Below are 18,031 nucleotides of genomic sequence, written 5' to 3'. Positions count from 1 at the left end.
AGGGACGATAACCCTGTCAGGGAGCTTTGGTTCCCGGTTTCGGAAGGTGTCAGTCGCCGTCGAATCCGTGCGGATTTTCGGACTGCCAGCGCCAGCTGCTGGCGCACATCGCGTCGACGTCGAGTGCGGCACGCCAGTCGAGCAGCTCGCGGGCCTTGGCGGTCGCGGCATAGCTGCTCGCGACGTCGCCGGGGCGGCGAGGGGCGATTTCGAAGGCGATGGGGTGGCCGCACGCGCGCTCATAGGCCGCGACAAGTTCCTTCACCGTGATGCCCTGACCGGTGCCGACGTTGATCGCTTCGCAGCCGGTGGTGTGCGCCGCATATTCGATTGCGGCGAGATGCGCGGCGGCGAGGTCGACGACATGGATATAGTCGCGCTCGCCGGTGCCATCGCGGGTGTCGTAATCGTCGCCGAAGATCGACAGCCTGTCGCGTCGCCCCACTGCGACCTGCGCAACGAAGGGCATCAGATTGTTCGGAATGTCCTGCGGATCCTCGCCGATACGGCCCGATTCATGCGCGCCGACGGGGTTGAAATAGCGCAGCAGCACCGCCGACGCGCCGGGAGTCGCGCTCGCCCAGTCGCCGATCACGCCCTCGGCCATCGCCTTGGTGCGGCCGTAGGGATTGGTCGGGCCGATCGGGTGGGCCTCGTCGAAGGGCAGATACTGTGCCTCGCCATAGACCGTCGCCGAGGAGGAGAAGACGATGCGGCGGCATTCGGCGGCGTCCATCGCCGCGAGCAGGTTCATCGTGCCGGTGACATTGGTCTGGTAATAGCGAAGCGGAATGTCGTTCGACTCCCCGACTGCCTTCAGCCCTGCGAAATGCACCACCGCGTCGGGCGCGAAGGCGGTCAGCGTCTTTGTCAGGCCGTCGATATCGCAGATGTCGCCCTCGACCATCTCCATGTCGCGGTTGGTGAGCTGGCGGACGCGCGCGAGTGACACCGGCGAACTGTTCGAATAATTGTCGAACACGCACACCTCATGCCCCGCTGCAAGCAGCGCGACGAGCGTGTGGCTGCCGATATAGCCGGCGCCGCCGGTGACAAAGACCTTCATTTGTTTCCTCCAGCGGGCAGCAGCCATAGCGCGGAGGCGGCAAATAGCCAGTTAACTGTCGGTATCGCGGCGGAAATAGAGCGCGTTCGATCCGTCGGCCGCGAAACCCGGTGCGCGGGCGAAGAGGGCAGGGACATGGCGTTCGAACTCGCCGCGGGTCGCGAGGCCGTGCGCGACGAGCCTGGAATCGTGCAGCCAGAGCACAGAATCCGCAAATTGCGCGACGAGCGACAGGTCGTGCAGGACGACGATGACGGTGCGGCCTTCTTTCGCGCGCGCCGCGAGGCACTCCATCACGCGATACTGGTTCGCGGGGTCGAGCGCCGCGGCAGGTTCGTCGGCGAGCAGTAACGGCGTGTCGGCCGCGAGCACGCGCGCGAGGCAGGCGAGCGCCTGCTCGCCGCCCGAAAGGCTGGTGACGGCGCGGTGGGCAAGATCGGTACAGCCCGTATCGCGCATCGCCCGTGCGATGGCGATTTCATCTTCGGTACGGAGGCGGCCGGGAACCGCACCGAAGGCGAAACGGCCGAGTGCGACCATGTCGGTGACGCTGATGTCCCACGCGAGTTCGTGCGCTTGCGGCAGATAGGCGAGGCGGCGCGCTCGCTCGGTCGGCTTCAACGCCCTGAGGTCGGTGTCCCCGAGATGGACGCTGCCGCTTGAGGGGATGATGTTGGCGATGGCGCGGAGCAGGGTCGATTTGCCGGCGCCGTTCGGGCCGACGACCGCGGTGAGCTGGCCGGGCGCAAGGCTGGCCGAAACACCGTCGAGCAAAAGCTTGCCGTTCGCCCGGACGGAGAGGGTATCGAGGATAAGCTCAGACATGCGACGTCCTCCCGCGGCGCAGGACGATTGCCATGAAGATCGGCGCCCCGGCGAGCGCCGCGACGACACCCAGGCGGAGCTCGTTGTCGGTAGGGAGCAGGCGGACGAGCAGGTCGGCGAGGACGAGCAGCAGCGCGCCAAGCCAGGCCGAAGGCAGCAACGCGCGGCCGGGGTCGTGGCCGGTCCATGGCCGCACGAGATGCGGGGCGACGATGCCGACGAAACCGACGGCGCCGGCGAGCGCAACCGCGGCGCCGGTCGCGATGCCGGTGCCGGCGATGACGAACAACCGCGTCTTGCGTCCGTCGAGGCCGTGCGCGGTCGCGGCGGCTTCGCCGATCGACAGCAGCGACAGGTTCGCGCGCTGGCTGAGCAGCAGCAGCGATCCGAGCAGGACGAGCGGTGCCGAGATCGCGAGATCGGACAGCGAGCGGTTGGCGACCGACCCGAGCGTCCAGTTGACGAGGTCGGAGAGCGAGAAGGGGTTCGGCGCGAAGTTCAGGATCAGCGCCATCAGCGCGCCGGCGAGGCTCGACAGGCCGACGCCGGTCAGGATCAGGCTCGCCATCCCCTGCGTGCGCACGGCAACCGCCGCGAGCAACGCCGTGACGAGCGCCGAGGCGGCGATCGCGCCGAGCGGCAGAATCCACGGCGAAAGCGCGGCGAGGCCGAAATAGAGCGTCGTGGTCGCGCCGAGAGTCGCCGCGGCCGAGACGCCGAGGATGCCCGGCTCCGCAAGCGGGTTGCGGGTGAGAGCCTGCAACGCCGCACCGCACAGGCCGAGCGCCGCGCCGACGACTGCGGCGGCGAGGACGCGCGGCAGGCGGATGTCGGCGATGATGATCGACGCGGCAGGATCGCTGCCGTTCAGCCAGTCGGCGATCAGGCGCGGGGAGATGCCGTCGGGACCGGTCATCAGCGCGAGCAGGGCGGCAAGCAGCAGAAGCAGCGCAAGCAGGGCGTTGAGGCGCAGCGTCATGTCGTTTTTCCCTTTGCCGCCGCGAGTTTGGCGACGGCATGGCCGGTCAGCCAGTTGCCGCACGAAATCCACGCGCCGGGCACCTCGACGTCGATGGCCTTCGCCAATGCTTCGGCGACGACAGGATGGCGCGACGAGGTCCAGTAATCCTGCCGGTAACGTGCGCTGTCGAAGAAGGCGCGGAACACGACGTCGGGCGCCTTGCGAACCATCTGTTCGAGCGGCAGCGTGCCCCAACCGGGCTCGGCGCGATACGGCTTGTATCCCGCGGCGCCTATGACCTCGGCCACCAGGCTGCCGGGGCCCGTCGTAACGTCGCCCGGCGTCACATAGAGCGCCGTTCCGCCGTGCGCGGGCTGACGCCTCGCAGCAGCAAGTTCGGCGTCGAAGGCTGCGATACGCTGCTGTGCCTGCTTTCCGGCGCCGAGTTCCCCGCCGACGCGCAGCACGTCAGTACGGACGTCGTCGAGCGTCATGGGAAAGCCGAGCTGGACCACGCGGATACCGATCGCTTCAAGCTGGCGATCGAGCTTGGCCCCGCCGCCATAGGAGCGCACCACGACCGCAGGCCGCAGCGCGACGATATCCTCGAGCTGCGGGCGGAGGCGCGGAAGGCCCCCCGCAAGCGGCTTCGAGAAGCTCGCGTCGCTGTCGGTTTCAAACGACACCGCGCGGATGCGATCGCGCGGCAGCAGGCCGAGCGTCATCTGGTCGGCGCAGAAATCGACGCTCGCGACCCCGTGCAATGCGGGCAGCGGCGCACGCTGCTGGCACCCCGTAAGGGCCACCAGCAGAGCGAGAGCCGCTGCCCCCCGCATCAGAAGCCCCAGCGGACCCCGACATAGGCCGAGCGGCCCGCGGTGCCGTAGCCGGCGGCGGTCTGATAATCCTCGTCGAACAGATTCTCGACGCGGCCGAACAGCTCGATCCCGGCATAGACCGGATAGCTCGCGCGCAGGTCGACGAGGACATAGTCGTCGAGCTCGACCGAGTTGAAGCGGTCGTCGAAGCTTTTGCCTGCATAGCGTACCGCGACCGACAGGTCGGCACCATCGAGCGCGCCGCCCGGCGTCCACGCGAGTTCGGCGTTGGCGAGGTGCCTCGGACGCCGCGCGAGGCGGTTGCCTTCATAGAAGCCACCCGGGGTGCGATCCTTGACCGACAGCAGCGTATAGTTGGCGTTCAGCTCGAGCTGTTCGCCGATCTTCGCGCCGCCTTCGACCTCGAACCCTTCGCCGCGGGCGCGGAGGATATTGTCATAGGTTCCGAACGGGCGGTTGCCGGTGGCGCAGATCGCGGGCAGCGGGTTCGGGGTCGTCGGGCAGGTGACGAAATCGATGAGATTGCGGCTGTTACGGCGGAAAGCCGCGACGTCGAGGAACCATTGCTGCCCGTCGCCGAAGCGGAGGCCGATCTCGTACGAACGCGCGCGTTCGGGCGCGAGGTCGGGATTGCCATAGGCGCCCGCGCTGTCGGAGAGCTGGAACAGGGTCGGGGCCTTGAAGCCTTCGCGATAGCTGGCGCGGATCGTGACGAGATCTCCGATCTTCTGCCCTGCGTCGAACGCCAGCGTTGTGGCGCCGCCGAAATCGCGGTGATCGTCGTGGCGGATGCCCGCGGTGAGCGACAGCGTCTCGGTCGGCTTGCCGACGAGCATGCCCCAGAAGGACGTCGTCGCGGTCTTGCCATTGTCCGCCGCGAAGCCGTCGTCGGTGAAGGCGTGCGTCCATTCGCGCTCGGCGCCCGCGAGGACGCGAAGCTGCGCGATGGCGGCCCAGTCGATGCTGTAGCTCAGCCGTTCGTTGCGGCCGCGCGCGGTGAAGCTGGGTGCGGTGCCGAAATCGGGATTGTAGTTGTCACGATTGACGTCGGCGAAACCGAACTGGAGCTTGTGCGAGAAGCCGGTCGTGCTGTCGTTGCCGCCGGGACGATGCTCGATCGTTGCCGCGGCATAATGTTCGCGCGTCTTCTGGAACTCGTTGGTGTCGATCAGACCATAGGGCGGCGAAAAGCTGAAGCCGTCGAGGTCGACGCGGCTGTCGGCATAGAGGCCGAAGGCGCGGAAGACGAGCGTGTTGCCGATCTCGGTGCGGTTGGTGAGGTTCAGCGAATATTGGCGATAGCCGTCACGCTCGGTGCCGACGGCCGCGCTGCTGATCCCGTCGGTGCGGGTGTAGCCGCCACCGATGCCGAATTGCGAGGCACCGAGCGAGGTGCGGAGTTGACCGTTCGCGCGCACCGTGTCGCGCGCGCCATATTCGGCGCCGATCTGGCCGCTTGTCGCGCCCGCTTCGGCTGCGCCTGCATTGGTGGTCGTCACTGCGACCACACCGCCGATCGCGTGGCTGCCCCACGGCAGGCTGTTCGCGCCGCGCAGCACCTCGACGCGGTCGATGTTGCCGAGCATCAGATTGGCGAAATCGAAGCCGCCGCCGGGCGACGAGGGGTCGCCGACGCGGACGCCGTCGATCAGGACGAGCGTCTGCTCGGCTTCGGCCCCGCGGATGCGGATGTTGGTCACACCGCCGAGGGTGCCATTCTGGTTGAAGCTGACGCCGGGCAGGCGGACGAGCTGGTCACTGACCGAACCATTCTGGGCGCGGCGGATGTCGGTGCCATCGATCACCGAGACCGAGGCGTTGCTTTCATCGGCAGCCAGCGGCGCACCGATGACGGTGATTGTGCTGTCTTCGCTGCCGGTCACGCTTTCCTGTGCGAAAGCGGGTGTCGCCGCCGCGACGGCGATGAGCGACAGGGTGGATGTCAAAATACGGGTCTTCATGCGGATTCTCCAAACGTAACGGCCTTTGCCGTCACGCGAGAATCCCCGCCTGCTCCCGGTGCACCCCGCCCGCGCGCAGATAACGGCGACGCTCTGGCAGGTCTCCTGGCTGCCGGGTCAGCAGTGAATGCGGGCCTTCCCAAGGCAGTCGCCCAAGTGGCACGGAGTGCATCCACCTCGCCGGTTACAGTTGCGGGGGCAGCGCCGGATTTGCACCGGATCTTCCCTTTTCATGCCCGTCTCCGGGCAACCCGAGGTCACGAGGCGGGCGGCTAGCAGAGCTTTTTGTGCGCCGCAATGGACAAATGCCGCAGCGTCAGAGCGCCTCTTCGACTGTCTTGACCGGCGCGGTCTTGGCGAAAGGGCTGAGACCCAGCCAGGATTCGATGCTGTCGGTGAGGTCATCGTCGCCCGTGAGAATCAGTCGGCGTTCGCCGACCGCATCGGTCACGCGGTCGTAGCCCATCCAGATCGCGGTCATCGTGCGAAGGTCGGTTGCGGCATAGAGATCGACGTCGAAACCGGGGTCGACCGAGCAGAGCTGGGTCTCGTCGCCGGGTTCGACGACGAGCCACCATGAACGGCGGTCGGCGGGGACGTCGGTGTAGCGGAACTGTACGATCGTCTTGCGGTCGGGCATCGGGTCGAGCACGAGGCCGCGGCGCATGTCCCACATCAGCAATTGCACATCGAGTTTTTCGAGCGACAGGTCGCCGTCGATCCAGCGCTTGCCCCAGACTCCGAACGCCTCGACGACGGGGGCGAGCTCCTGTCCGGCGCGGGTCAGGCGATAATCGAAGACGCCCGATTCTCTCGGCACCGGGGCGCGATAGACGATGCCGGCAGCTTCCAGATCCTTCAGCCGCTGCGACAGCAGGGCGGGGGACATGCGGGGGACACCACGCCGCAAGTCATTGAAACGGGTCGATCCTGCAGCGAGCTCGCGGACGAGCACGATCGTCCAGCGCGTGCACAGCACCTCGGCCGCCATCGCGACCGGACAGAATTGGCCATAGCTGGTATTCGCCATGATAAGCTCCTCGGCGGACGCTATACCTTATGAGTCGCCGAAGAGGCGAGTTCAGTTTCTGTATCGGGGGCGATTCAGTTCCTGAACTATCGTGTTGGAGCATCAATCTTCAGAGGCCGTCGTCAGCAAGGGATACCAATGGAGATGAACATGCTTGCCACGACTGAAACGAAGACCCCCCAATATTGGCTCGAACTCGCCGACAAGATCGCTGCGAAGATCGGTGCGTCCGCCGCGGCGCACGACCGCGACGGCAGTTTCGTTGCCGAAAATTACGATCTGCTCCGCGAAGCCGGGCTGATCGGCGCCGCGGTGCCGGTCGAGCTTGGCGGCGACGGACTCGACTATGCGACGCTGTGCGGCGTCGTCCGCCGCCTTGGCGCGGCGTGCGGCTCCACCGCGCTCGCCTTCTCGATGCATTGTCATCAGGTCGCGGTCGCGGCGTGGCGCTGGCAGCATATGCAGGCGCCGACCGACGGGCTGCTGCGCCGGGTGGCGGCCGAGAATCTGGTGCTCGTGTCGAGCGGCGGATCGGACTGGCTGCAAGGCTCGGGCAGCGCGACCAAGGTCGAAGGCGGCTTCCTGATCAACGCGCGGAAGGTCTTCTCGAGCGGCTGTCAGGCGGGCAACATCCTGATGACCAGCGCGGTCTATGAAGATCCCGAGGCGGGACCGAGCGTGCTCCACTTCGGCGTCCCGTTCAGCGCCGAGGGCGTCACGATCCTCGATACGTGGGACACGATGGGGATGCGCGGCACCGGATCGCACGACGTCGAGCTGAAGGATGTGTTCCTGGCCGACGCCGCGGTGTCGGGCCGGCGTCCGCAGGGCAAATGGCATCCGCTGTTCCACATCATCAGCATGATCGCCTTTCCGCTGATCTATTCGGCCTATCTGGGCGTTGCCGAGGGCGCGCGCGATGCGGCGTTCGAAGCGGCGAAGCGCAAGCCGGCAAACCCGGCGCTGATTGCGCTCGCCGGCGAGATGCAGAACAGCTTCTGGACTGCCGAGACAGCGGTCGCATCAATGATCGCGACCGCCGAGGTGGCATCGCCGGACCCCGAGACGACGAGCCGGGTGATGACCGGGCGGACGATTGCGGGCCGCGCCGCGATCCGCACCGCCGAGCTGGCGATCGAACTGGCGGGCGGCAGCGCCTTCTACAAGGGCTCGCCGATCGAACGCGCGTTCCGCGATGTGCAGGGCGCACGCTTCCACCCGCTGCAGGAGCCGGCGCAGAAGGAACTGAGCGGCCGCCTGGCGCTCGGGCTCGATATCGACGGCTGAATGAAGGGGGCCGGGGCGCTGAGGCGGCCCGGCCACTTGCATAAAGGGCGCGAACGCTCGACATAGGGCGCCATGGATTTCGCGTTCGACAACAGCTTTCACGACAGCATGGAGGGCTTCTATGCCCCCGCCGAGGCAGCAAAGCCGTCGGCGCCGAAGCTGCTCATATTCAATCGCGAGCTTGCGCAGCGGCTCGGGATCGACCTCGACGGCGCAACCGACGAACAACTCGCACGGATATTTTCGGGCGAGGAGTTGCCCGGCGGGGCCAACCCGCTCGCGCTCGCCTATGCCGGGCATCAGTTCGGTCATTTCTCGCCCCAGCTCGGCGACGGCCGGGCACTTCTGCTCGGCGAGGTCGTCACGCCGGATGGAGAGCGTTTCGACATCCAGCTCAAGGGTTCGGGCCCGACGCCCTTCTCGCGCAACGGCGACGGCCGGGCGGCGATCGGACCGGTGCTGCGCGAATATCTGATGTCGGAGGCGATGGCTGCGCTCGGCGTCCCGACAACGCGTTCACTCGCCGCCGTCGCGACCGGCGACCGGGTCCAGCGTGAGCAGGCGCATCCGGGGGCGGTGCTGACGCGCATCGCGAGCAGCCATATCCGCGTCGGGACATTCCAGTTCTTCGCGGCGCATTTCGGCGCCGATCATGTCGTCCAGCTCTCCGACTATGTGATCCGCCGTCATTTTCCCGATCTTGCAGATACGGCCAATCCGCATCTGGCCCTGCTCAATCGCGTTATCGGCCTGCAGTGCGATCTTGTCGCGCAGTGGCTGGGCGTGGGCTTCATCCATGGGGTGATGAACACCGACAATGTCGCGGTGAGCGGCGAGACGATCGATTACGGCCCCTGCGCCTTCATGGACCGCTTTTCCGTGAACACCGTCTTCAGCTCGATCGATGCCAACGGCCGCTATGCCTATGGCCGCCAACCGCAGATGCTGCACTGGAACATGGCGCGCTTCGCCGAGGCCCTGTTGCCCGCGATCCACGCCGTCGATCCCGCCGACGTCGAAGCGGCAAAGGATATCGTCAACGAGATTCCCGAACGGTTCCGTACCGTCTGGCACGCGCTGATCCGTTTCAAGCTCGGCCTCGACCAGAGCGCCGACGATGCGACGCTGATCGACAATCTTTTTGACGCGCTTGAGACCAACGGTGTGGACTTCACCTCGTTTTTCCGCGCGCTCGCGATGCTGTTGCGCGGCGACGGGAGCATGCTGGAACGTCTGTTGCCGGCGCCCGACGCAATGGCGCCGTGGATTGCCGAATGGTGGGAGCATATCGAGCGCGAGGCTATCGGTCCGCTCGAGATTGCCGATGCAATGGACGCGGTGAACCCCGTCTACATCCCGCGCAACCATCTGGTCGAGGCGGCGCTTGGCGCCGCGGAAACGGGCGACCTGGCGCCATGGCTGGAACTGCTGGAGGTCGTGCGCAATCCCTATACGCCGCGTCCCGTCTGGGCCTTGTTCGCCGGGCCCGCGCCCACCGGGTTCGGGCCGTATACGACCTATTGCGGCACCTGATCGGTTGAGCCGCCGCGCCCCCCCTGCTAGGGACGGCGCCGAACCCGATAAGAGGATAAGTCTTTGCCCCCAGCCAAAATAGCTGTCGTCGGAACCGGCTATGTCGGAATTTCGAACGCCGTTCTGCTCGCCCAGCGCAACACGGTCGTCGCGCTCGACATCGACGCGCGCAAGGTCGAGTTGATCAATGCGAAGACATCGCCGATCGCCGATCCCGAGATCGAGGATTATCTGGCGAACAAGCCGTTGAACCTCGTTGCGACGACCGATCGCGATCTGGCCTATTCCGATGCCGATTTCGTCATCGTCGCAACGCCGACGGACTATGATCCGGACACCAATTATTTCAACACGACCACGGTCGAGAGGGTGATTGCGGACGCGCTGAAGCTGGCGCCGCAGGCGCTGATCGTGATCAAGTCGACGATCCCGGTCGGCTTCACCGAGCGGATGCGCGCCGAGACGGGGTCGGACAATATCGTCTTTTCGCCCGAGTTCCTGCGCGAAGGGCGCGCGCTCTATGACAATCTCTATCCTTCGCGGATCATCGTCGGCGACACGCATCCGCGTGCCCGTGAATTTGCGCAGCTGCTTCTCGAAGGGTCGCTGAAACCCGACGCGGCGATCCTGCAGACCGGCAATACCGAGGCCGAGGCGATCAAGCTGTTCGCGAATACCTATCTTGCGATGCGCGTCGCCTTCTTCAACGAACTCGACACCTATGCCGCCGCGCATGACGTGGATTCGCGGCAGGTGATCGAGGGGGTGTGTCTCGATCCCCGGATCGGCAGCTTCTACAACAACCCGTCCTTCGGTTACGGCGGTTATTGCCTGCCCAAGGACACCAAGCAGATGCTGGCGAACTACCGGGAAGTGCCGCAGAACCTGATCGCAGCGATCGTCGCATCGAACACGACGCGCAAGGACTTCATCGCGTCGGAGATCATCAAGCGCCGTCCGCGCGTCGTCGGCATCCATCGTCTGGCGATGAAGGCCGGGTCGGACAATTTCCGCGCCAGCAGCATATTGGGCATCATGAAGCGGGTGAAGGCGAAGGGCATCGAGGTCATCGTCTATGAGCCGCTGCTCGAGGAGGATCATCTGTTCAACTCGCGCGTCGTCCGCGATCTGGACGCCTTCAAGGCCGAAGCCGACGTCATTATCGTCAACCGGATGTCCGACGAGCTGAACGATGTCGCCGACAAGGTGTACAGCCGCGACCTGTTCGGCGCCGACAGCTGAGCAGCCCCTGAATTCGGCAACTTGACGCGTTGATACGGAACCGCACTGGCCCCGGCTCGTTGATGGCCTGATCAGCAACGGGAAGGGGTAGTCGGCCATATGGCGTCGTTTCGGGACTTTGGTGCCTCAGAAACGGGTTGCGCCGTGCAAACCTGCAAGCCACAGAAGCTTCAGCGGCTGCCGACTGATGCAACAGATTGATCTCTCCCGTCCCGCGCATCGGCGCCAACGGTCGCTTCGCCGCCTCCTTTCGCTTTCGGCGTCGTGCCTTTGCTTCTGCTGGAGCGCCGGGGCGATGGCCCAGCAGGTCGATCCGCCGAAGGTGGTGCCGACGGTAGAGGCCCCGCCGGTCGCGGACATCGCTGCACCGACCCCGCCGCCGCCTGACGCGCAGTTGCCGGAGGTCGCGCCGATCATTTCCGACGAGGAGTTCCGGGAATCGATCCCGCCGATCAGCGCGGAGGACGATCCCGAACTCGACCGGCCGCTCGAATCGATCGCCGAGTTCGAGCAGCGGCAGGCCGAAGCCGCAAAGGCGGCCGCAACGAAATCGGCGGGGACCACGGGCGCGGCGACAACCGCGACGGCTGATTCGACCGCGACCGGCGATGTCCCGGTGGTTGCGGGCGCTCCGGTGCCCGCCCTTGCCGATGGCGATGCGGTCGAGGCGATCGGCGATGCCCCGATCACCGATACGGAGCTGGCTGCGCCGCTTCCGCCGCTCGAGAATTTCAACGTCACTCCGGTCGAATTCGCCGAGCCGGAAGCGCCGGGCGAAAACCGCTCGATTCCCTATACGGTGCAGGTCACCGGCCTTGCGAGCGCCGACGACAGCACCGATGTCGATCTCGCCGATCTGTTCGGCGACCTGTCGGCGCTCTACGACGGCGACGGAAAGGCCGACAATATAGCGATGGTGCGCGCGCGCCTGTCGGCCGATGCCGAACTGATGCAGCGCATCCTCGCGTCGGAGGGCTATTACGACGGGGTGGTCGAAACCCGGATCGACCGCGGCGATCGTGGCGACCGCGATCCCGCGAACAGCACGCAGGGAACGGGGCAGACGCGCGACCCCGATGGACCGCGCCAGCCGGTGACCGCGGTGATCGATGTGAAACCCGGCGTGCGCTACAAATTTTCCGCAATCAATCTCGAGGCGAAGCCCACCGTTCCGCCGGGGCTGGTCCAGGACAATTTCCCGCTCGCCGTCGGTGAACCGATCGTCGCGCAGCGCGTGCAGGGCGCGGAGGCGGCAATCGCCCTCAAATTGCCCGAGGAGGGCTATCCGTTCGCGACGGTCGGGCAGCGCGATATCCTGCTCGACGGCGCAACCGGGGACGGCGTCTATACACTGCCCATCGACATCGGGCCCCGCGGGCGGTTCGGCGGGATCGAGACGAAGGGCAAGCTTGCCTTCGATGCCAAACATGTCGGGGTGCTCGCACGCTTCAAGCGCGGCGATCTTTACGACAGCCGGATGGCCGACGATCTCCGGCAGGCGCTCGTCGCAACGGGGCTGTTCTCGAGTGTCGCGGTCGAACCCCAGAAAACGGGCGAAAGCGCGGGCGACGATACCGAATATGTGACGATGATGGTGACGCAGGAGGCAGGGCCGCCGCGGACGATTGCCGCGACTGCCGGATACGGCACCGGCGAAGGTCTGCGGCTCGAGGCGAGCTGGACTCACCGTAATCTTTTCCCGCCCGAGGGCGCGCTGATCGGGCGCGCGGTCATCGGGACGCAGGAGCAGAGCGTCGGCGCCACACTGCGCCGTTCGAACGCCGGTCGGCGCGACCGGACCTTCGAGCTGGTGACGGAGGCGACGCGCAGCAACTATAACGCCTTCGATGCGATCACCGGTCGGGTCGCCGCCAAGATCAGCTATGACTCGACGCCGATCTGGCAGAAGAAGCTGACTTACGCGTTCGGCGCCGAACTGCTCGCGTCGAGCGAGGATGATTATGATTTCGCGCTCGGGGCGCGGAGCCGCGATTTCTATACGATCTTCGGCCTGCTCGGGCAGGTCGGCATCGATCGCACCGATAGCCTGCTCGACCCGACGAAGGGCTTTCGCGTTACCGCGCGCGTGCAGCCCGAAGGATCGCTTGCCGGGCGCTTCTCGCCCTATGCACGCAGCCAGGTCGACGTCAGCGGCTATTATCCCGTCGCTGACAATATCGTTCTCGCGGGCCGCGTCCGCGTTGGTTCAATCCTCGGCGCGGCGCGCGAGCGGCTGGCGCCGTCGCGGCGTTTCTACGCCGGGGGCGGCGGGTCGGTGCGCGGCTATGGCTATCAGGAGCTGGGGCCGAAGGATCCGAACAACGACCCGATCGGCGGTCGCAGCCTGAACGAGGCGGCGTTCGAGGCGCGCTATCGTTTCGGCAATTTCGGCATCGTCGGTTTCGTCGACGCGGGACAGGTCTATCGCGGATCGACGCCGCGCTTCGACAACCTGCGCTTCGGGGCGGGGGTCGGTGGGCGCTTCTACACCAATTTCGGCCCGATGCGCCTCGACGTCGCGACGCCGATCGACCGTCAGCCGGGCGAGGCGCGGGTCAGCGTCTATGTATCGATCGGGCAGGCGTTCTGATGGCGGAGGACGGCGCCATCGTGACCGAAAGCGAGCCGAAGGCGGCGAAGCCATCATGGCCGCTGCGGATCGCGAAATGGACCGGTATCGCCTTGCTCGGTCTGATCGCGCTGGTCGCGATCTTCCTGATCGGGCTCAACAGCGATGCCGGACGGCGCTTCGTCGCCAATCAGGTCGAGAAATACCAGTTCGAAAACGGGATGAAGATCGGCATCGGCCGGCTCGACGGGTCGCTGTTCGGCGAGATGGTGATTCGCGATTTTACGCTGTCCGATCCCAAGGGCGTGTTCCTGCGCTCGCCCGAGCTCCGCGTCGACTGGCGGCCGTTCGCCTATCTGTCGAACCATGTCGACGTCCGCTCGGCGACCGCGAAAACGCTCGTGATGGAGAAGATTCCGGCGTTCAAGCCGGTTCCCGATACGGGCGAGCCTTTGCTGCCCGACATCGATATCGACGTCGCGAAGTTGCAGGTCGACCGTTTCGTTTTCGAACCCGCCGTCGCCGGCCAGCGGCGGGTCGCGACGCTGAGCGGCAAGATCGCGATCGCCGATCGCCGCGCGCAGGTCACCGCCGATGCGCGGACGATCGCGGGCGGGGGCGGCGAGGGCGATACGCTGAAGCTGCTGCTCGACGCGGTGCCCGAGCAGAACCGGCTTGCGATGACGCTCGACATGACCGCGCCGAAAGGCGGCGTGCTCGCGGCGCTCGGCGGATTTGAGGAGCCGCTGACCGCGAAGCTCGACGGGCGGGGCGACTGGAAGGTCTGGAACGGCAATCTCACCGCGAACCTCGGCGCCAATCCGCTCGCACGGCTTTCGCTCAGCGCCCGTGACGGAACCTTCGCGGTCAAGGGCAGTACGCAGGCCTCGCGCCTGCTTGCCGAGGGGCCGGTGGCCGGCGTTCTGGGCACCGAAACCTCGGTCGACCTCACCGCGCGGCTGAACGAGCGCAAGGCCGATATCGACGGCCGCTTCACCTCCGACGCAGCGCAGCTGGGCGTCAGCGGCGGGATCGACCTCGGCAACAGCCGCTACGACGGTTTGAAACTTGCGCTCAACGTCCTGCGGCCCGGCGCCATCGCACCGGCCCTGCGTGCCAACGGCCTCCGTGCCACCGCGCAGCTTGACGGCGCCTTCGATCTGCCGACGGTCGACTATACCGCCAACGCCAACAGCCTCGCGGTCAACGACATCATCGTCGAGACGCTGAACCTCGCGGGCAAGGCGCGTGTCGATGCCGACCAGATCGTCATTCCGGTCGCAGGCCGCGCGGTTCGCATTCGCGGGCTCGACACCGTGGCGGGCGGGACGCTGACACAGGTAAGGCTCGACGGCGATCTCGCCTATGCGAACGGCCGCATCCTCAGCGACAATCTTCGTCTTCGCTCGCCGCGCATCGATGCCAAGGTCATCATGATCGCCGATCTGAACAAGGGCTTCTATACCGGCGCGGTCGACGGGCGGATCAACGATTACCGGATCGAGAGCGTCGGCCTGTTCGATATCGACACCGACGCGGACCTCAAGACCGCGCCGCGCGGCGGGTTCGAGATCGTCGGCCGCGTCCGCGCGCGCTCGACGAAGCTGTTCAATTCGGGCGTGCGCGACTTCCTAGGCGGCAATGCCACGGCGTCGAGCGATGTGCGCTACGGCACCGACGGCATCATCCGCTTTGCGAACCTCCGCATGACCGCGCCTAAGCTGCGCGTCACGGGCGGGCAGGGGAGCTATGCGCCGAACGGGCAGATCCAGCTCGCCGCGCGCGCGAACTCGACCGACTATGGCCCTGTAGGCGTCCAGCTCGCCGGCACGATCAGCGATCCGCGCGCGGTGGTGACCGCCGACCGTCCCGGCCTCGGCATCGGGCTCGCCAATCTGGTGGCGAAGATCAACGGCGCGCCGAACGGTTATCGCCTCGCGGCGACGGGCGAGACCGATTATGGCCCGCTATCGGCCGATGTCGTGCTGCTGACCGCTGTCGGCCCGCTGACGATCGATATCGAGCGCGGCGACCTGTCGGGGATCGGCTTCCATGGGCGGCTGGTGAAGAGCAATGCCGGGCCATTCGTGGGCCAGCTCGATGCTTCGGGTCAGGGGCTCGGCGGGATCGTCCGGCTGAGCGCGGCGGGGCAATATCAGGCGGCGGCGATCAACGTCCGCGCGAACAATGTCGTGTTGCCCGGCGCCGCGAAGCTCGCGGTCGGGTCGGCGATCGTCGACGCCGACGTCACGCTCTACGACCAGCCGCATATCGTCGCCGACATCCAGCTCGCTGATACCCAGATCCGAACCTATGATATCGCCGTCGGGCGCGTGAAGATCGACTATCGCAACGGCAGCGGTCAGGCGCAGGCGCTGGTCGAGGGAACGAGCGGGGTGCCGTTCCGCATTGCCGCCAATGCCGACCTGAAGCCCGACCTCTGGCGCGCTTCGGTGCAGGGCCGCGCGACCGGGGTCAATTTCCGCACGACGACGCCGGCGCGGATCATTCCGGGGCGCAACGGCTATGAGCTGCTCCCCACGACGGTCGACCTCGGCCGCGGCAGCAGCGCGCGCGTGGCGGGGCGTTTCGGCGAGGGGATCATGATCCAGAGCCGCCTCGACCGGGCGAATATGGCGCTGGTGAACTCGATCTATCCCGGCCTTGGACTCGGCGGACGCGCGACGGGCAGCATCGATTTCGAGCAGGCGAGCGAGGATGCCTTCCCGCGCGCCGATGCGCGGCTGACAATCGACGGCTTCACGCGCACCACAGCCGCGTCAGTCAGCCAGCCGGTCGACATCAATTTTGCCGGCAAGCTGCTCAGCGATGGCGGCGAGGCGCGCGCGGTGATCCGCAAGCGCGGGACGGTGATTGGCAGGATGCAGGCCTCGCTTCGTCCCCTCGGCCCCGGCGCGGGCGACTGGACGACGCGGCTTCGTGCTGCACCGCTCGGCGGCGGCGTGCGCTACAATGGCCCCGCCGACACGCTTTACAGCTTCTTCGGCCCCGCCGATCAGGGCGTCTCGGGCCCGATCGCGGTTGCGGCCGATTTCAGCTGCCGCGTCAGCGATCCGTGTCTCGAAGGGGTCGTGCGCGGTAATGGCATGGCCTATGAAAATCAGGCCTATGGCACGCGGCTGACCAATATGGTCGTCAATGGCCGCTTTACCGGTAACCGGCTGGAGATTGACGACCTGACCGCGACGGCGGGCGACGGCATGGTCAAGGCGAAGGGCTTCGTCAGCCTTTCCGAAGCCGACGGTTATCCGATGAACATCAGTGCGACGCTCGACAACGCCCGTCTTGCAAAGAGCGAGAATATCGCGGCGCGCGCGACGGGCACGCTGACGCTCGAAAAGGTCGCGGGTCAGACCGCGCTGCTGTCGGGCGATCTCCGCCTGCCCGAAACGCGCTACCGCATTGTGCGCGAAGGCGCAGCCAGCGTGCCGGTACTGACCGGTGTGCGCCGCAAGCCGCCGACCGGCCGGCGGCGGATCAGCGGCGACGGGCTCGAGGCGGTCGGCGGCAGCCTGTTCGACCTGATCCGGCTCAACATCCATCTGCGCGCCGGCGACGAAATCTATGTCAGCGGCATGGGGCTCGAATCCGAATGGCAGGCCGACGTGACGCTGACGGGCACGACGCAGGCGCCGCGCGTCGCAGGCGAGATCGAACTGGTGCGCGGGACACTCGGCTTCGCGGGTCGCTCGTTCGATCTGGAAGAGGGCCGGGTGACCTTCCCGACCGGCGATGCCTTCGACCCATCGCTGCGGCTGCTCGCGAGCGACACGATCGAAACGGTGACGGTGAATATCAATGTCTCCGGCCGTGCTATGAACCCGCAGATCACCTTCTCGTCGGTCCCGGGCCTGCCGCAGGACGAGATCGTCTCGCGCATCCTGTTCGGCGATTCCGTAACCTCTTTGTCGCCGCTGCAGGCAGTGCAGCTTGCCGCGTCGCTCAATTCGCTGCGTGGCGGTGGAGGCGGGCTGAGTCCGCTCGGCGCGCTGCGCTCGGCGACGGGGATCGACCGGCTCCGCATCCTCGGCCCCGACGACACTGTCGGACGCGGGACGGCGCTCGCCGCCGGGCAATATATCTCGAAGGACATCTATCTCGAGGTGATCACCGATGCGCGCGGCTATACCGCGACGCAGCTCGAGATCAGCCTGACCCCGGCGCTGTCGATCCTGAGCCAGACCGGCGCCGCGGGCGGCCAGTCGAACCTTAGCGTCCGCTACCGCAAGGATTATTGATGCGCCGCCTTGCTCTCGTGTTGCCGCTCTTGCTCGCCGCCTGCCACCAGGAGCCGAGCTTCGACGAGCGATACGACAAGGCAGCGAAGGAAATCGACGCGCGGGCGAAGGCGATGGACAAGGATATCGCCGAATCCGAAAAGGCCGCGAAAGCGGCTGGGGGGGCTCCGTCGGGGCCGGCGGTGGCGGTCGAACCGGGCGGCAAGATACCGCGGACCGCGCCCATGCCCTTGCCAGACACGGCAAAGCCGTCTAACGCGCCCAAGTCATCTGGGGAGTAGCCAGCCGTCGTTCGCGACGGGCCATTGCATCAACATACTTGGCCGAGAGGTCATGGTGCAGTGGAAGCGGGATCACCGCTTGGGCGAGACCAATGGCATCGAACCCTCCGTCCGGGCCGGGCGGCGGGGTACGATGTCCGTTGGAATTGCCTGCCGCCCGGCCCCGGAGTACCGAATC

The 18,031-nt window shown here is 66.6% G+C and carries 12 protein-coding genes and 2 riboswitches; of the genes, 6 read left to right on the top strand and 6 right to left on the bottom strand.

Annotated elements, in window-relative coordinates; genetic code table 11:
• Positions 1-49 precede the first annotated feature (49 nt).
• The 6 genes from galE to L7H23_RS03765 all read right to left on the bottom strand — a co-directional run bounded on the left by galE (position 50) and on the right by L7H23_RS03765 (position 6,682).
• Positions 50-1,066, bottom strand: a complete 1,017-nt coding sequence (gene galE / locus L7H23_RS03790) for a UDP-glucose 4-epimerase GalE (RefSeq protein WP_237838035.1) — start codon at positions 1,064-1,066, stop codon at positions 50-52.
• 51 nt (positions 1,067-1,117) lie between these two features.
• Positions 1,118-1,891: an ABC transporter ATP-binding protein gene (locus tag L7H23_RS03785; protein WP_237838034.1), complete on the bottom strand. Its 774-nt coding sequence runs from the start codon at positions 1,889-1,891 to the stop codon at positions 1,118-1,120.
• Entirely contained in the window at positions 1,884-2,870 is a 987-nt protein-coding gene (locus L7H23_RS03780) for an iron ABC transporter permease (protein ID WP_237838033.1), read from the bottom strand. Before L7H23_RS03780 ends, L7H23_RS03785 begins: the two co-directional genes overlap by 8 nt.
• The gene (locus L7H23_RS03775) at positions 2,867-3,688 is read right to left on the bottom strand and encodes an ABC transporter substrate-binding protein (RefSeq protein ID WP_237838032.1); all 822 of its coding nucleotides are present in this window, start codon (positions 3,686-3,688) and stop codon (positions 2,867-2,869) included. The genes L7H23_RS03780 and L7H23_RS03775 overlap by 4 nt, the downstream gene beginning before the upstream one ends.
• Entirely contained in the window at positions 3,688-5,652 is a 1,965-nt protein-coding gene (locus L7H23_RS03770; RefSeq protein WP_237838031.1) for a TonB-dependent receptor, read from the bottom strand. The genes L7H23_RS03775 and L7H23_RS03770 overlap by 1 nt, the downstream gene beginning before the upstream one ends.
• Before the next feature lie 77 nt (positions 5,653-5,729).
• A riboswitch (cobalamin riboswitch) is annotated at positions 5,730-5,922 on the bottom strand.
• A gap of 46 nt (positions 5,923-5,968) precedes the next feature.
• Complete coding sequence (locus tag L7H23_RS03765) at positions 5,969-6,682, bottom strand: helix-turn-helix domain-containing protein (RefSeq protein WP_237838030.1); 714 nt, start codon at positions 6,680-6,682, stop codon at positions 5,969-5,971.
• A 150-nt stretch (positions 6,683-6,832) separates the two neighbouring features.
• On the opposite strand from L7H23_RS03765, the gene L7H23_RS03760 reads away from it, so the two are divergent.
• From L7H23_RS03760 to L7H23_RS03735, 6 genes are all read left to right on the top strand, one after another.
• Positions 6,833-7,969, top strand: a complete 1,137-nt coding sequence (locus tag L7H23_RS03760) for an acyl-CoA dehydrogenase family protein (protein ID WP_237838029.1) — start codon at positions 6,833-6,835, stop codon at positions 7,967-7,969.
• 72 nt (positions 7,970-8,041) lie between these two features.
• On the top strand, positions 8,042-9,502 hold the full coding sequence (locus tag L7H23_RS03755; RefSeq protein ID WP_237838028.1) for a protein adenylyltransferase SelO: 1,461 nt from the start codon (positions 8,042-8,044) through the stop codon (positions 9,500-9,502).
• A 63-nt stretch (positions 9,503-9,565) separates the two neighbouring features.
• Positions 9,566-10,744 carry a nucleotide sugar dehydrogenase gene (locus tag L7H23_RS03750; RefSeq protein ID WP_237838027.1) on the top strand — a complete coding sequence of 393 codons (1,179 nt, stop codon included), beginning with the start codon at positions 9,566-9,568 and terminating at the stop codon, positions 10,742-10,744.
• A gap of 295 nt (positions 10,745-11,039) precedes the next feature.
• Positions 11,040-13,334: a BamA/TamA family outer membrane protein gene (locus L7H23_RS03745; RefSeq protein WP_237838026.1), complete on the top strand. Its 2,295-nt coding sequence runs from the start codon at positions 11,040-11,042 to the stop codon at positions 13,332-13,334.
• Positions 13,334-17,572: a translocation/assembly module TamB domain-containing protein gene (locus L7H23_RS03740; protein WP_237838025.1), complete on the top strand. Its 4,239-nt coding sequence runs from the start codon at positions 13,334-13,336 to the stop codon at positions 17,570-17,572. The genes L7H23_RS03745 and L7H23_RS03740 overlap by 1 nt, the downstream gene beginning before the upstream one ends.
• Positions 17,572-17,853: a hypothetical protein gene (locus L7H23_RS03735; RefSeq protein WP_237838024.1), complete on the top strand. Its 282-nt coding sequence runs from the start codon at positions 17,572-17,574 to the stop codon at positions 17,851-17,853. The genes L7H23_RS03740 and L7H23_RS03735 overlap by 1 nt, the downstream gene beginning before the upstream one ends.
• Positions 17,832-18,016, top strand: a riboswitch (yybP-ykoY riboswitch). It overlaps the preceding gene by 22 nt.
• The last annotated feature ends 15 nt before the right edge of the window (positions 18,017-18,031 follow it).

It is taken from the genome of Sphingopyxis sp. BSN-002 (assembly GCF_022024275.1).
Lineage (GTDB): Bacteria > Pseudomonadota > Alphaproteobacteria > Sphingomonadales > Sphingomonadaceae > Sphingopyxis.
This window is presented reverse-complemented; position numbering and strand designations above follow the sequence as displayed.